Here is a 14,354-nt window from a genome sequence, read left to right as displayed (position 1 = left end):
GGTGTTCGACACGTCCATGCCCGCGGTCGTCTTCAAGCTCGACCCGAACGTCCTGCACCACGGCGGGCTCGGGGTGATCCGCAGCCTCGGCCGGGTCGGGGTCCCGGTGTACGCGGTGCAGGAGGATTCCCTCGCCCCGGCGGCGCATTCCCGCTACTTGCGCGGGCGCTGGCTGTGGAGCCCGGACCCGGCGGATACCGACGAGCTGCTCACCGGGCTGGCGGAGCTCGCCGACCGGATCGGCCGGCCGTCGGTGCTGATCCCAACCGACGACGCGGGCGCGATCTTCCTGGCCGAGCACGGCGATCCGCTGCGCCCGTACTTCCACTTCGCCCAGCCGCCGCGGGACCTGCCGCGCCGGCTGGCCGGGAAGTACTCGATGTACGAGCTGTGCAGGCAGCTGGACGTGCCGTGCGCGGCCGCGTGCCTGGTCGGCAGCTGGGACGAGGCGCAGGATTTCGCCGCCCGGGTGGGATATCCGCTGGTGGCGAAGCTCGCCGAGCCGTGGGTCACGACGAAGGGCAAGGTGCGCAGCACCACGATCGTGGGCGACGCCGAGGAGCTGGCCGCGCTCTACGAGCGCTGCGGGAAGGCCGCGGTCGGCGGGCTGATGCTGCAGGAGTTCATCCCGGGCGGGCCCGGCGATGACTGGTTCTTCCACGGCTACTGCGACGCCGCCGCGGTGTGCCTGCCGGCCTTCACCGGCGTCAAGGAGCGCTCCTACCCGGCGCACGCCGGGCTGACCAGCCTCGGCGCCTGCGCCGAGAACGAGGAGCTGCAGGGGGAGGCCACGAAGCTGCTGGAGCGGCTGGCGTTCAACGGCATCGTGGACCTGGACTTCCGTTGGGACGCCCGCGACCGGCGCTACAAGCTGCTGGACTTCAACCCGCGGCTGGGCGCCCAGTTCCGGCTCTTCCGCGACAGCGCGGGGATGGACGTCGCGCTCGCGTCCTACCTGGACCTCTCCGGGCAGCGGATCCCGGCCGGCCGGCAGCCGGTCGGCCGCCGCTTCCTGGTGGAGAACTACGACCCGATCGCCGCGGTGCGGTACTGGCGGCGCGGCGAGCTCGGGTTGCGGTCGTGGGCGTCATCGGTGCGCGGCGTGGACGAGACCGCCTGGTTCGCGCGCGACGACCTGCTGCCGTTCTTGCTGATGTGGCTCTGGATGGCCTGCCGGGTGGTGGCCCGGCCGTGGCGTCGCCGGACCCGCCATCCGGAGCTGCACCGGCCCGAGTACGTCCCCGGGCGCAACTGCGCACCGGGCAAGTCGACAAGACGCCGCCAGAAGCGGCTGTTCGAGGAGTACAGATGAGCGATCTCGTCGATGTGGCCATCGTCGGCGCCGGGCCGTACGGCCTGTCGCTGGCCGCACACCTGCGTCGGACCGGCCTGTCCTTCCGGCAGTTCGGGTTGCCGATGAACCTGTGGCGCGCGCACATGCCACGCGGCATGTACCTGAAGTCGCAGGGCTTCGCGTCGAACCTGTCCGACCCGGACGGCACCCACACGCTGCGCAACTTCTGCCTGGAGACCGGGCGCCGCTACGCGGACTACGGCATCCCGGTGTCGCTGGAGAACTTCGTCGAGTACGGCGAGTGGTTCCAGCAGGGCCGCGGCCTGGACGTGGAGGAGCAGCTGGTCGCCGGCATCGAGCAGCGGCCGGGGCGCTTCGAGCTGACGCTCTCGGATGGGGAGCGCGTCGAGGCGAGCCAGGTGGTCGTCGCGGTCGGCGTGGAGTACTTCGCGCGAGTTCCGGGCGTGCTCGCGGACCTGCCCGCCGAGATCTCCACGCACAGCTCGGTGCACGACGACCTGAGCGGCTTCGACGGTCAGGACGTGATCGTCCTGGGCGCCGGGCAGTCGGCGCTGGAGACCGCGGCGCTGCTGCACGAAAGCGGTGCCAACGCGCGGCTGGTGGCGCGTGCGCCGGGCATCGCGTGGAACGGCAAGCCGCTGCTGCCCGATCGTCCACTGTGGAACCGGATGCGCGAGCCGGAGGCCGGGCTGGGCTCGGGCCTGTCGACCTGGTTCTACTCCGAGCACCCGAAGCTGTTCCGGCACCTGCCGCGCTCGACCCGGATCTACCGGGCGCGCACCGCGCTCGGGCCGGCCGGCGGCTGGTGGCTGCGGGAGCGGGTCGAAGGACGCTTCCCGGTGCACGTCGGGCACCGGCTGGACTGGGCCAAGGCCACCGGGGACCAGGTCCGGATCGGGGTGCGGGTCGGCGGCGGGGTCCGCGAGTTCACCGCGGACCACGTCATCAGCGCCACCGGCTACCCGCCGGACCTCAGCAGGCTGCCGATGCTCTCGCCCGGGCTGCGCGCGGCGATCCGCACCATCGACGCCACGCCGCGCGTCGGCCGCGACTTCGAGTCGTCGGTGCCGGGCCTGTACTTCGCCGGGCCGCTGGTGGCGCCTAGCCACGGTCCGGTCATGCGGTTCGTCTACGGCGCCGACTACGCGGTGCGGATGATCACCGACCGGCTCGTCGCGACCACGGCTCGCCCGATCGCCGTCGGAGGTGCCGGATGAGCATGACCGACCCCGCCGTCGCGCAGCCGTGGCCGCTCGCGGCCGGCAATCCTGGGCTGCAGGTGCGGCGGCAGGTCGGGGGCTGGGTGCTGCCCGCGGTCGACCTCGTCGCGCTGGTGCTGCTGATCCCGGTCGCCGGGGCGAACTGGCTGCTCGACGCGGGGTACGCGCTGGCGGCGTTCGCCGGGCTGGCCGCGCAGGGCCAGCACCGGCTGCGGATCTGCCTGCGGGTGTCGGACCAGCTGCCGCAACTCGCGGTCGCGGCGGCGGCGCCATTGGTGGTGCTGCTGCCGTGGCTGCCCGGTGGCGCCGTGCTCCTGACCGGCGCCTCGGCGTTCGCGGGCCTGGCCGTGGCGCGCGGCGGCCTGTACGCGGTGCTGCGCGGCGGGTACCGGCGCGGAATCCTGGGCGAGCCGACGCTGATCGTCGGATCGGACCGGGTGGCCGCGGAGATCGCCGAGATGGCCGCGGAGCACCCCGAGTTCGGGCTGCGGCCGCGACTGCTGGAACGGCCCGGCGAGCTGGCGGAAGTCGTTGCCGCACAACGCATCACGCGGGTGCTGGTGTGCGGCGACGGCCCGGATCTGGTCACCGCGATCCGGGCCGCCCGCCCGCTGCCCGCGGACGTGTGCGTCGTGCCGCGCCTGCACGAGCTGGGCATGGCGCTGCCGCGCGCCGGGCTGGACGAGATCTGGGGCGTGCCGCTGATCCCGTTGCGCCGCTTCGGGCACGGCCGGGCGGGCGAGCTGGTCAAGCGCGGCACCGACGTCGTCCTCAGTGGACTGATGCTGCTGGTGTTCGGGCCGCTGCTGCTGGTGCTGACCGCGCTGGTCGCGCTCGGCGGCCGGGACCGGGCGTTCTTCCGCCAGTTCCGGGTGACGCGGGCCGGCCGGATCAGCGAAGTCATCAAGCTCCGCACCATCGACGGCGACCTCGGGCAGACCTGGGCGGTGACCGCCGACCAGTGCACCGCGCTCGGCCACTGGCTGCGCGGCACGCACCTCGACGAGCTGCCGCAGCTGATCAACGTCCTGCGCGGCGACATGTCGCTGGTCGGGCCGCGCCCGGAGCGGCCCTACTACGCGGTGCGCTTCGGCCGCGAGATCCCGCGCTACGCGGACCGGCACCGGGTGCGCGGCGGCATGACCGGCTGGGCGCAGGTGCAGGGCCTGCACGGGGACACCTCCATCCCGGACCGGGCGCGGTTCGACAACCAGTACATCGAGTACTGGTCGCCGTGGTGGGACGCGGTGATCGTGGCCAGGACGGCCGGGATCGTCCTGCGGGCCGGCCTCCGGCGCGCGCACCGGAGCGGGAAATGACCTGGAAATCCGAAGAGGGGAACGTGATGAAGGTATTGCACGTGATCACCGGGCTCGGCGTCGGCGGAGCCGAGCTGCAGCTGCGGTCGATCCTGCAGCACACCAGGCACGACGCGGACGTGGTCTCGCTGTACAACCCGGGCGACGTGGCCGGGATGATCACCGGCGACGGGGTGCGGGTGCGCGATCTCGGCATGACCCGCAACACGCAGATCGGCGCCGTGCTGCGGCTGCGCGAGGTGATCCGCGACGGCGGCTACGACGTGGTGCACACCCACCTGTACCGGGCGTGCGTGTACGGGCGGCTCGCGGCCCGGCTGGCCGGCACCAAGGTGGTGGTCTCCACCGAGCACTCCATCGGTGAGACCCACCTGGAACGCCGCCGCATGACGCTCGGGGTGCGGGCGCTCTACCTGGGCACCGACCTGTGCTCGGACGCCACGATCGCGGTGTCCGACACCGTCGCCGAGCGGCTGCGCAACTGGGGCATGCCGGCGCGCAAGATCACCGTCATCCCCAACGGCGTCGACTTCGGCCGGGTCGAGTTCGACGGGGCCGCGCGCGCCCGGGTGCGCCTCGAGCACGGGATCGGCGACGGCGCCTACGTGGTCGGCGTGCTCGGGCGCCTGGACCCGAACAAGCGCTTCAACCTGGTGATCGACGCGATGGCCCCGATGCTGGGCCAGGAGACCAAGCTGCTGATCGTCGGCGACGGGCCGGACCGGCCGCGGCTGGAGGCGCTGGCCCGCGAGCACGGCGTCGCCGAGCACGTGATCTTCGCCGGGCAGCGGCACGACGTCGCCGCGATGCTGTCCGCGCTGGACCTGTTCATCGCCTCCTCCGAGCAGGAGACCTTCGGCCTGTCGGTGCTGGAGGCGATGGCCAACGGCATCCCGGTGCTCTACACCACCTGCCCGGCCCTGGAAGGCATCGAGACGGACCGGGCCCGTCAGGTGCCCGGCAACGCGGAGCGGATGCGCGCGGAGATCGCCTCCGAGATCCTGGCGGCCCGGCCGCGCGCCGACGAGCCCGCGATCCGCCGGGCCTACGGCATCGAGGCCGTCACCGACCGCATCGACGACCTGTACACCCGGCTGTGGCAGCGGCGCGGCAACGCGGTGCCCGCGGGGAGGCCGTGATGCGCGCACTGGTCACCGGCGCCGCCGGTTTCATCGGCTCGCACCTGGTCGAACGGCTGCTCGCGGACGGCCACGAGGTGGTCGGGCTCGACGACCTCAGCACCGGCCGGACCGCGAACCTGCCGGTCGGCGACCCGAACCTGCGGATGATCCCGGGCACCATCCTGGACGCCTCCCTGGTGGACGAGGCGATGGCGGGCGCGGACGTGGTGTTCCACCTGGCCGCCGCGGTCGGGGCGTTCGTCATCCAGGAACGCACCCTGCAGGGGCTGCTGACCAACGTCCACGGCACCGAGAACGTGCTGGACGCCGCCCTGCGGCACGGCGCGCGGGTGCTGGTCGCCTCCACCAGCGAGATCTACGGCAAGAACGGCAAGATCGGGCTGTCCGAGGGCGACGACCGGATCATCGGCTCGCCGCTGAAGGCCCGCTGGACCTACTCCGAGGCCAAGGCCATCGACGAGAGCATCACCTTCAACTACGTGCGGGAGCTCGGGCTGCGCGCGGTGATCGTGCGGCTGTTCAACACCGTCGGACCGCGGCAGAGCGGCCGCTACGGCATGGTCATCCCGCGGCTGGTCGCGCAGGCGTTGCAGGGGCGGCCGGTGACGATCTTCGGCACCGGCAAGCAGATCCGCTGCTTCTGCCACGTGGCCGACGTGGTGCCCGCGCTGGTGCGGCTGGTGCAGCTGGACGGCGCGGAGGGCATGGCGATCAACCTCGGCAGCACCGAGCAGGTGACCATCGAGGAGCTCGCGGACCGGATCATCGCGATGACCGGTTCGTCCAGCGGCACCGTCCACGTGCCCTACGAGGTGGCGTACGGGCCGGACCACGAGGACATGCAGCGACGGGTGCCGGACTGCACCCGTGCGCTGGAGCTGATCGGCTTCCAGCCGCAGCGCACGCTGGACGACATCGTCCGAGATGTGATCGACGAACAGATGCGGGCCGGACAGGCCGTGACTGCTTGAGGCGAGAACGTGATGAAGCAGAGCACTGAGAAGAAGCACTGGCTCGTCGAGTGGGTCCGGCCCGCGGGGAACGCGCGGCAGCGCGGCGATGGGCGCAGGAGGTCCACTTCGGACCGTCCGGCCGCGGTTCACCGCACCCGGACCTTCCGGAACCTCGGCGGCTCCCTGTGGTTCCTGGCGCTGATCGCGGTGGCGGTGCTGGTGGTCGTGGTGACGGTGTCGCCGCGCGGCGCGCCGCCGCAGGCCGGCTCGCTGGTCGTCGCGTCGCTGCCGTTCTGGAACTTCGACAACGGCACGTCGATGGTGGTGCAGAACCAGAAGGCGGTCAACGAGGTCTCGCCCTGGATGTACGGGGTGGGGCAGGACGGCGGGCTGACCAACCAGTACCCGCCGGAGCAGACCGCCGAGGTCGCCAGGCGGATCGAGCAGCTGCGCGAGGCCGACGTCCCGATCGTGCCGTCGATCGCCAACATCACCGACGGCATCTGGGCCTACGAGCCGGTCGCCCGGATGCTGCACGACCCGGCGAAGCGGCGCGACCACATCGCCCAGATCGTCGAGCTGGTCAAGCGCGAGGACTACGCGGGCATCGACATCGACTACGAGAACCTGCGCGCCGGCGACCGGCAGGTGTTCAGCGACTTCGTCACCGAGCTGGGCAAGGCGATGGACGACGAGGACAAGACGCTGTCGGTCGCGGTCTTCGCGAAGGCCACCGACGCCGGCTACGACGAGCGCAACGTGGCGCAGGACTACGCCGCGATCGGCCGGGCCGCCGACGAGGTCCGGCTGATGGGCTACGACTTCCACTGGGCGACCTCGGATCCGGGGCCGGTGGCGCCGATCGCCTGGGTGCGGGAAACGCTGGACTACGCCAAGAGCCAGATCCCGCCGGAGCGCGTCGTGCTCGGCGTGCCGCTGTACGGCTACGACTGGGTGGACGGCCACGGCACGGCGGTGACCTGGCTGAAGGCGTTCCAGCTGGCCACCGAGCACCGGGCGAAGGTCGGCTACGACGCGCCGACCCAGTCGCCGTGGTTCCGCTACACCGACGCCCAGGGCCGGGAGCACGAGGTGTGGTTCGAGAACGCCGCCAGCTCCAAGGCGAAGTTCGAGGCGGCGCGCGGCTCCGGCATCCGCGGGGTCTACCTGTGGATGTTCGGCTACGAGGACACCGAGACCTGGCGGGAGCTGCAGCACAGCCTTCCGCTGGACAGTTGAGCGGCCGGTCCGCTGTGGAGGATTCGGATGATTCCCTGGTGGGTGCTGGCCATCGCGGTGTTCGGGACCAACTTCACGCTGTGGGGCCTGATCGGGCTGATGCGCCTGCTCGAGAGCTCGACGCGGCGCTGGTGGCGGCAGCGGGGCGGGGTGGCCTCGCCGGAGCAGGACTTCCTGGTGGGGCGCCACCGCGTCCAGCGCCGGCGCGCCCGCCCGGTGCGGCTGGGCGTGGCCGACGTGGCCGTGCTGATGGCCGCGCACAACGAGGAACGCGTCATCGTCGACAGCATCCGGGCGATCACCGCCCTGGTGCCGCCGGAGAACGTGCACGTGGTCTCCGATGGTTCGACCGACCGCACCGTGGAACTCGCGGAGGCGACCGGGGTGAACGTGATCAGCACGACCCGCAACGTCGGCAAGGCCGGCGCGCTGCAGGAGGCGATCCGCCGGTTCGGGCTGGTCGACCGCTTCGGGGTCGTGATGCTGCTGGACGCCGACACGCACGTCGAGCCCGGGTACTTCCGGGCGGCGCTGCCGCTGTTCGACGATCCCGGGGTGGTGGCGGTGGCGGGCTGCGTCCGGACCTCGTGGCGGGACCGCGCGCTCGGGCCGGTCGGCAAGCTGGTGGCCTTCCACCGGCAGCGGATCTACACCATGACGCAGTACCTGCTGAAGTTCGGCCAGACCTGGCGGCGGGTCAACGCGACCCACATCGTGCCCGGCTTCGCCAGCATGTACCGCACCGAGGTGCTGCCGCGCATCGAGGTCAACCCGCCGGGGCTGGTCATCGAGGACTTCAACATGACCTTCGAGGTGTACCAGAAGCGGCTCGGCAAGGTCGGTTTCACGCCGTCGGCGGTGGCGACCACGCAGGACCCGAGCAGCTTCGGGGACTACGTGAAGCAGTGCAAGCGCTGGGCGCTGGGCCTGTGGCAGACGGTCCGGCGGCACCCGCCGCGGACCAACCTGTTCACCGCGATGCTGGCGTTGCTGCTGCTGGAGATGCTGGCGAGCAGCCTCATGCTGGTGCTGCTGCCGTTGGTGGCTCTGGTGCTCGTCGTGCCCGCCGTGTTCGACGGCGTGCTAGCGATACCGGTGGTGAACGAGGCGCACGACTTCGTCGCCGGGTTCGCGTCGCTGGAGACGCTGCTTTTCGGCGTGGTGATCCCGGATCTGCTGCTCACCTGCATCGTCGCCGTGCTGCACCGGCAGCCGAGGTTCCTGCTGTTCGCCGGCTTCTTCCTGGCGCTGCGGGTGCTGGACGCGGGCATCGCGCTGTACGCGATCCCCTCGGCCTGGCTGTCCAGTTCGTCCGGCCGGTGGCGCAGCCCGGATCGCCGCTCCGTCGGCCCGGCCGCGCCGAGCACGGCACCGACGCGATGAGACGTGAAGGGCCTTTTTCCCCGTTGTGCGGGGAAAAGGTGAACGTCACCCGTCAGACCGCCATGCGGGTGCGGGAGGGTGCATTCGTGCGATTGGAGGAGGCCCGGTCGGTCCGGGGCGGTCAGGCTGGGGGGCGTGGACGTGGTGCGGCTGCTCATGGTGGATGACCACCTCATGCTGGCCGAGGCGCTCAGCGCCCGGCTGGCCGAGGTGCCCGACCTGTGGGTCGTGGGGCACTGCCCGACCGGCGACCCGCGGCTGCCCGATCTGGTGCGGCAGTCCCGGCCGGACGTGATCACGCTCGACTTGGAGCCGGCCGGTGCCGGGCGCCTGGTGCGGCGCCTGCAGGAGGTCCGGCCGGCCGCGGAAGTGGTCGTGCTGACCGGGATTCGCGACGTCCGGAAGGCCGTCGAAGCCGCCCGGGACGGCGCGGCCGCGTGGGTGCCGAAGGAACGGGGGATCGAACGCCTGACCGAGGTGTTGCGCGGCGTGCGGCGCGGGCAGAGCTGGTACCCGCCGGACCTGCTCGGCCCGGTGCTGCGCGAACTGCGCGAGGACGTCGTGCGGGCGGGGCAGCGCAACGGCCCGCTGGACGCGCTCAGCGACCGCGAGCGGGACGTGCTCGCCGGCATGGTCGCCGGCAAGCGGGGCGCGCAGATCGCCGGGGAACTGCTGATCTCCACCGAAACGGTCCGCACGCACACGCGCAGCATCCTGGCCAAGCTCCGGGTGCACAGCCAGCTGGAGGCGGTCAGCGTCGCCCGTGCGGCGGGCCTGCGCGGTGAGCCGGACGGCGAACCGTGACCGCCGGGCCGCTGCGGGTGGCCACGGTGATCACCCGCTTGGCGGGCGGTGCCGGAGTGCTGGCGCTGCGCGGGGCGAAGGCGCTGGACCCGGCCGCCCACCAGGTCGCGGTGATCACCGGGTCCGGCGGCCTGCTGCCCGACGCGGAGGCCGCCGGGCTGGAGGTGATCGTCGAACCCGCGCTGCGCGCGCCGATCTCGCCGGGCCACGACCTGCTCGCCCTGCACCGCCTGACGACTCTGCTGAGGCGGCGCCACTTCGACGTCGTGCACACGCACTGCTCCAAGGCCGGTGCGCTGGGCCGCATCGCTGCGCACCGCGCCGGCGTCGGGCGGATCGTGCACACCTACCACGGATTCGGGTTCCACGAGTTCCAGAGCGGATTGCGGCGGCGCGCCTACGTCGAGATCGAACGCGGCCTCGGCCGGATCACCGACCTCGCGCTGTGCGTGGGCAGCGGCGTGGCGGTCGAGGCGCTGCGGCGCGGGCTGCTCGCCCCGGACCGCATCCGCACCACCGGGGTGGCCGTCGACCACGACGTGCCGACGCGCACCGCGCGGGCCAGGAGGCGCGCCCGGCAGCGGCTGGGGCTGGCGCCGAGCGACGTCGTGGTCGGCGCGGTGGGGCGGCTGACCTACCAGAAAGCGCCGGAGGACTTCGTCGCGGCGCTGCGCGCGCTGAACCGGCCCGGCGTGGTGGGGGTGTGGATCGGCGACGGCGAGCTGGCCGAGCCGATGCGCGCCTGCGTCGCCGCGAGCGGCGTCCGCGTGGTGCTGGCGGGCGAGCGCGACGACGTCGCGGAGCTGCTGCCCGCGTTCGACGTGTTCGCGCTGCCCAGCCGGTACGAGGGGCTGCCGCTGGCGATCGTCGAGGCGATGGTGTGCGGCGTGCCGGTGGTGGCCACCGCCGTCAACGCGGTCGGCGACGTGGTGGTGCCCGGCGAGACCGGGCTGCTGGTGCCGCCCGGGCGGCCCGAACTGCTGGCCGCGGCGATCGCGCACCTGCTGGACTCGCCCGGCGTCGCCGACCGGCTCGCCGCGGCGGCGCGCGCCAGGGTGGACGGCTGCCACCGCATCGAGGCGCTGGCCGGAGCGCTCGTCGAAGCGTACGGAGCCCGGTAACCGACGGTAGCCGGGTTACCGCGGGAACAGTACTTCCGCGTGCCTGGACCTCGGGCATCTGCTGCACGTGGAGTAGTCACCCTCCTCTTTTCGCAGCAACTGCAACGCTGCGCGCGCGGCATCCGATTTGCCGGATAGCACAAGACTGCCGTTGGGGGAGAGGAGTCGAGGTGCACACGATTACCGATACGGCGATATCGCGCGGGCGCCAGCGGAGGGCGACGTCGCGAGGTGGCGCGGAGTTGCACAGCCTGCTGCACGATCTCGGGCACGGTCTTGCGACGCTGTCCTACCTCGCGGACGGCCTGCGCACCGACCCGGCGCTGCCGGGTGACGCGGCGCACCGGCTGCAGCTGATGGAACTGGAGCTGGACCGGCTGCTGGAACTGGTGGACCTGCGAGCCGCGCAGCGCAGCGAGGAGACCTTCGCGCCGCGCGACCTGCTGGCCCAGCTCGTCGCGGTGAAATCGCTGTCCGGGACGGCCGAGATCACCCTGTGTGCGGACGAGGACGTCCGGCTGCGCACCGACGAGACGCTGCTGTGGCGGATGGCGTCGAACCTGCTGGACAACGCGGTGCGCGCCGCCGGGAGCGGCGGCCGGGTCGAGGTGGCGGTGCGCCGCGCCGAGCCCGGCGGGGTGCGGATCGAGATCACCGACGACGGGCCGGGGTTCGGCCGCGGGCCGCGCGGATCGTCGTCGCTCGGGCTGGGCATCGTGCTGGCGCTGGCGCAGCGCTGCGGATCCGACCTGCGGATCGAGCCGGCACCAGGCGGGGGCACCCGCGCGCTGCTGGTGTTCCCGTCCGGCTGCGCGGCCTGAGCGGGGGGAATGCCGAACATGGTCGATCTGGTACTCGGCGACGATCACGCGATCTTCGTCGACGCGCTGGCAGCGACGCTGCCGCGGCACGGCTGCCGCATCGTCGGGACCGCCGACAACGTGGCCGGGGTGGTCGGGGTGGTCCGGGAGCACCGGCCGGACATCTGCCTGCTGGACCGGTACTTCGGCGACGGCGACGCGCTCGACGTCATCGGCGAGATCCTCGACGCGGGCGGAAGCACCAGGGTCCTGGTGCTCACCGCGGACGGCGACGTGCAGGGCATGCGCGACGCCCTGGCCAGGGGCGCGGCGGGATACGTGAACAAGATGTGCGGGCTGTCGGTGCTGGCCGGGGCGATCCGCGGGGTCATGGACGGCGAGGTCGTCGTCGAACTGGCGGCGGCGCGGGCACCGCGCCTGGCGGGCACCACGGACGCCCGGCGGCTCGCATCGCACTTGACCGCGCGGGAACGGCAATGCCTGCGGATGCTCGTCGAAGGCGCGCACACGACGGCGATGGCGAAGCAGCTCGGGGTGGCGCCGACGACGGTGCGCACGCACGTGCAGTCGGTGCTGACGAAGCTGGGCGTGCACTCCCGGCTGGAGGCGGCCTCGTTCGCGATGCGCCACGGCTTGCTCGACGACGAGCGGATGCCCGTCGCGGGCTGATCACTGGGGGTCCGTGAGTCCCTTTGGATTGGGGGCCGAAGGGACTCACGGTCAGTTCCCGCGCCCGGTACTCCGTGAGTGCTGGTGGTCGCCCTAACGACCACCAGCACTCACGAGCCGCGCACGCCGCCGCGAGCGTTGGTCAGAGTGGACGGGACTCTCTGAACGCTTTCAATCCTGGTCGGCCCGCAGTCGCGGGTCGCAAAGCTGCACGTCGATAGGGTGTCGCATGCGCCGCAGGCGCATAGCCCACCTACGACACTTGCGACGCCGCGGGTTCACGGTGCCCACCCCTCCGGGGTTCCCTCGGCGAGGACGGCCCTGACGCCGTGTATTGGACATACATAAGTCAGGGCACCCACAGACCAGGGGAGCCTCTGAGGTTCCACTACCCGCACCGCCACGCAAATTGAGGTTGGAAAACCGCAAATGGGATCGCCGTTTCACAGCACGGCTTCGATCAGGTGGGGGCCCGGTTCGGCGTGCGCCTTGCGGAGCGCCGCGAGCAGTTCTTCGCCCGTGGCCGCCCGGCTGCTTGGCACGCCGAAACCGCTCGCCATCGCCGTCCAGTCCATCGAAGGCTCCGCGAGGCTGGTCATGCTCGCCGCCGCCGCGCCGGGCTCGGCGACGCCCGCGCGCCGCAGCTCGGCTTCCAGGATCCCGTAACGGGAGTTCGCGCAGATCACCGTGGTGACGTCGAGGCCCTCGCGGGCTTGCGTCCACAGTGCCTGGACGGTGTAGGCGGCGCTGCCGTCCGCCTGGAAGTTGATCACCGCCCGGTCCGGGCAGGCCACCGCGGCGCCGGTGGCCGCCGGCATGCCCATGCCGATCGCGCCGCCGGTGTTGGTCAGCTCGGTGTGCGGCGGCGCGGCGGCGGCGATCGCCGGGTACGCCGCCCCGGAGGAAATGCCCTCGTTCACCACGATCGCGTGCTCGGGCTGGGTGAGCACGATCGCCGCCGCGATGCTCGCCGCCGTCAACGGCCCCGCCGGGGCCTGCGCCTGCGGACGCTCGGTGCTCGGCACTTCGGCCGCCGCGCTGCCGGTCGCGTCGGCCAGCGCGCGCAGCGCCTCGACGGCGTCCTGGTCGGTGTCGGCCAGGGTGCGCACCTTGAGGTCGTTGGGCAGCGGGAAGCTCGGCATGCCCCGGTAGCCGAAGAACGCCACGGGGGTCCGCGCGCCGACCAGCACCAGGTGCGAAAACCCTTCGAGGGAACGGAGAACGTCTTCCGGGAAGTACGGCAGCGACCGCACGGCAGGGATGCCCGGGCCGCGCTCGATGCGCGCGGGCGAGCGCTCGACCAGCACTTCGCCGCCCGTGGTCGCCACGATCCGCGCGGCGGTGCGGATGCCTTCGGCGCTCAGTGCGTGCCCGCCCAGCAGCAGCGCGGTCCGGCCGCTCCCGCCGGCTAGCAGCTTCGCGATCGCGGCGATCTGCTGGTCGTCGACCGCGGGCCTCGCCGATGCGGCCGGGACGGCGGCGGGCTCGCCGCCCTGGCTCCACATGTGGTCGGCGGCGGCGATGAGCGTGGCGGGCAGGCGCTGCCCGAGCGTCGCCCGGTAGGCCTCGGCGAACTCGCCGGCGGCCGAGGCCGGCGAGGTGGTGCGGCCGACCCAGCCCGACACCGGCCGGGCCAGCGACTCGATGTCGCTGGCCAGCGGGGCGTCGGCGGGCTGGTGCCAGGAGGCGTGCTCACCGATGATGTTGATCATGGGCGTGCGGGCGCGGCGCGCGTTGTGCAGGTTCGCGATCCCGTTGGCGAACCCCGGTCCGAGGTGCAGCAGGGTCATCGCGGGAACGCCCGTCATGCGCGCGTAGCCGTCGGCGGCGCCGGTCACCACGCCCTCGGACAGCGCGAGCACCGCGCGCACGCCGGGGACTTGGTCGAACGCTTCGACGAGTGGGATCTCGGTGGTGCCGGGGTTGGCGAAGCAGACCTGGACGCCGGCCGCGGTCGCCGTGGCCAGCAGGCTCTCGGAACCCTTCACGTGCCACTGCTTCCTACTTGTTGTCGGTAGCTGTCTGAGTAGGACATTTCGCTCTCCGCCGTACCAAAAGCACGGCTGGAGTCCAGGCTGGGCAGTCTCAGCCGATCGGCCACCCTATCCGCAACTTGCGGAGGTGACTACGGTTCCGCTCCTTCTTCAGGGAACCCCGCACGAACGGTGACGCACCGGCCTAGACCGATACGTGTGATCCCTGAGTTTGAAACGGGCCGTTATCGGGAACATCCCGACACTTGGCACCCTACTCGATCTCTCCAGCTCTGATCAAATGCGGTCAATTGAACCGCGACTAGTTAACTCCTCCAAGCATCTCGCTGCCGTCCGCGTGGACGGATCTCGGGTGCCATGCTCTCCGTCACCCG

12 protein-coding genes are annotated in these 14,354 nt (G+C 72.2%); 11 read left to right on the top strand and 1 reads right to left on the bottom strand.

Annotated elements, in window-relative coordinates:
- Window position 1 precedes the first annotated feature (1 nt).
- From E1288_RS18755 to E1288_RS18705, 11 genes are all read left to right on the top strand, one after another.
- Window positions 2–1,312: a carboxylate--amine ligase gene (locus E1288_RS18755; protein WP_235883649.1), complete on the top strand. Its 1,311-nt coding sequence runs from the start codon at window positions 2–4 to the stop codon at window positions 1,310–1,312.
- Window positions 1,309–2,532 carry an NAD(P)-binding domain-containing protein gene (locus E1288_RS18750; protein ID WP_132486799.1) on the top strand — a complete coding sequence of 408 codons (1,224 nt, stop codon included), beginning with the start codon at window positions 1,309–1,311 and terminating at the stop codon, window positions 2,530–2,532. The genes E1288_RS18755 and E1288_RS18750 overlap by 4 nt, the downstream gene beginning before the upstream one ends.
- Window positions 2,529–3,854, top strand: a complete 1,326-nt coding sequence (locus E1288_RS18745) for a sugar transferase (RefSeq protein WP_235883648.1) — start codon at window positions 2,529–2,531, stop codon at window positions 3,852–3,854. Before E1288_RS18750 ends, E1288_RS18745 begins: the two co-directional genes overlap by 4 nt.
- A 26-nt stretch (window positions 3,855–3,880) precedes the next feature.
- A complete protein-coding gene (locus E1288_RS18740; protein ID WP_132486797.1) occupies window positions 3,881–4,993 on the top strand; it encodes a glycosyltransferase in 1,113 nt (370 codons plus the stop codon).
- Window positions 4,993–5,967 (top strand): NAD-dependent epimerase/dehydratase family protein, encoded by a 975-nt coding sequence (locus tag E1288_RS18735; RefSeq protein WP_132486795.1) that lies wholly within the window; start codon window positions 4,993–4,995, stop codon window positions 5,965–5,967. Before E1288_RS18740 ends, E1288_RS18735 begins: the two co-directional genes overlap by 1 nt.
- A gap of 12 nt (window positions 5,968–5,979) precedes the next feature.
- Window positions 5,980–7,188: a glycosyl hydrolase family 18 protein gene (locus E1288_RS18730; protein WP_132486793.1), complete on the top strand. Its 1,209-nt coding sequence runs from the start codon at window positions 5,980–5,982 to the stop codon at window positions 7,186–7,188.
- 27 nt (window positions 7,189–7,215) lie between these two features.
- Complete coding sequence (locus E1288_RS18725) at window positions 7,216–8,571, top strand: glycosyltransferase family 2 protein (RefSeq protein WP_132486791.1); 1,356 nt, start codon at window positions 7,216–7,218, stop codon at window positions 8,569–8,571.
- A gap of 135 nt (window positions 8,572–8,706) precedes the next feature.
- Window positions 8,707–9,375, top strand: coding sequence for a LuxR C-terminal-related transcriptional regulator (locus tag E1288_RS18720; protein WP_132486789.1), 669 nt, complete (start codon window positions 8,707–8,709; stop codon window positions 9,373–9,375).
- The gene (locus E1288_RS18715; protein WP_132486787.1) at window positions 9,372–10,496 is read left to right on the top strand and encodes a glycosyltransferase; all 1,125 of its coding nucleotides are present in this window, start codon (window positions 9,372–9,374) and stop codon (window positions 10,494–10,496) included. The genes E1288_RS18720 and E1288_RS18715 overlap by 4 nt, the downstream gene beginning before the upstream one ends.
- A gap of 242 nt (window positions 10,497–10,738) precedes the next feature.
- On the top strand, window positions 10,739–11,317 hold the full coding sequence (locus tag E1288_RS18710) for a sensor histidine kinase (protein WP_132486785.1): 579 nt from the start codon (window positions 10,739–10,741) through the stop codon (window positions 11,315–11,317).
- A gap of 18 nt (window positions 11,318–11,335) precedes the next feature.
- A complete protein-coding gene (locus tag E1288_RS18705) occupies window positions 11,336–11,986 on the top strand; it encodes a LuxR C-terminal-related transcriptional regulator (protein ID WP_132486783.1) in 651 nt (216 codons plus the stop codon).
- Window positions 11,987–12,429: 443 nt separating this feature from the next.
- On the opposite strand, the gene E1288_RS18700 is transcribed toward E1288_RS18705, so the two are convergent.
- Window positions 12,430–13,974, bottom strand: a complete 1,545-nt coding sequence (locus E1288_RS18700) for an acetolactate synthase large subunit (protein ID WP_132486781.1) — start codon at window positions 13,972–13,974, stop codon at window positions 12,430–12,432.
- Window positions 13,975–14,354 lie beyond the last annotated feature (380 nt).

Origin of the sequence: Saccharopolyspora elongata (genome assembly GCF_004348985.1) — a bacterium.
Classification (GTDB): Bacteria; Actinomycetota; Actinomycetes; order Mycobacteriales; family Pseudonocardiaceae; genus Saccharopolyspora; species Saccharopolyspora elongata.
The sequence above is the reverse complement of the archived record's forward strand: the minus strand, read 5'-3'. Positions and strand labels throughout refer to the sequence as shown.

Excerpts from the sequence above, each read along its gene's own strand:
- E1288_RS18750 (WP_132486799.1), top strand. The coding sequence starts at position 1,309 with ATGAGCGATCTCGTCGATGTGGCCATCGTCGGCGCCGGGCCGTACGGC.
- E1288_RS18745 (WP_235883648.1), top strand. The coding sequence starts at position 2,529 with ATGAGCATGACCGACCCCGCCGTCGCGCAGCCGTGGCCGCTCGCGGCC.
- E1288_RS18740 (WP_132486797.1), top strand. The coding sequence starts at position 3,881 with ATGAAGGTATTGCACGTGATCACCGGGCTCGGCGTCGGCGGAGCCGAG.
- E1288_RS18735 (WP_132486795.1), top strand. The coding sequence starts at position 4,993 with ATGCGCGCACTGGTCACCGGCGCCGCCGGTTTCATCGGCTCGCACCTG.
- E1288_RS18730 (WP_132486793.1), top strand. The coding sequence starts at position 5,980 with ATGAAGCAGAGCACTGAGAAGAAGCACTGGCTCGTCGAGTGGGTCCGG.
- E1288_RS18725 (WP_132486791.1), top strand. The coding sequence starts at position 7,216 with ATGATTCCCTGGTGGGTGCTGGCCATCGCGGTGTTCGGGACCAACTTC.
- E1288_RS18705 (WP_132486783.1), top strand. The coding sequence starts at position 11,336 with ATGGTCGATCTGGTACTCGGCGACGATCACGCGATCTTCGTCGACGCG.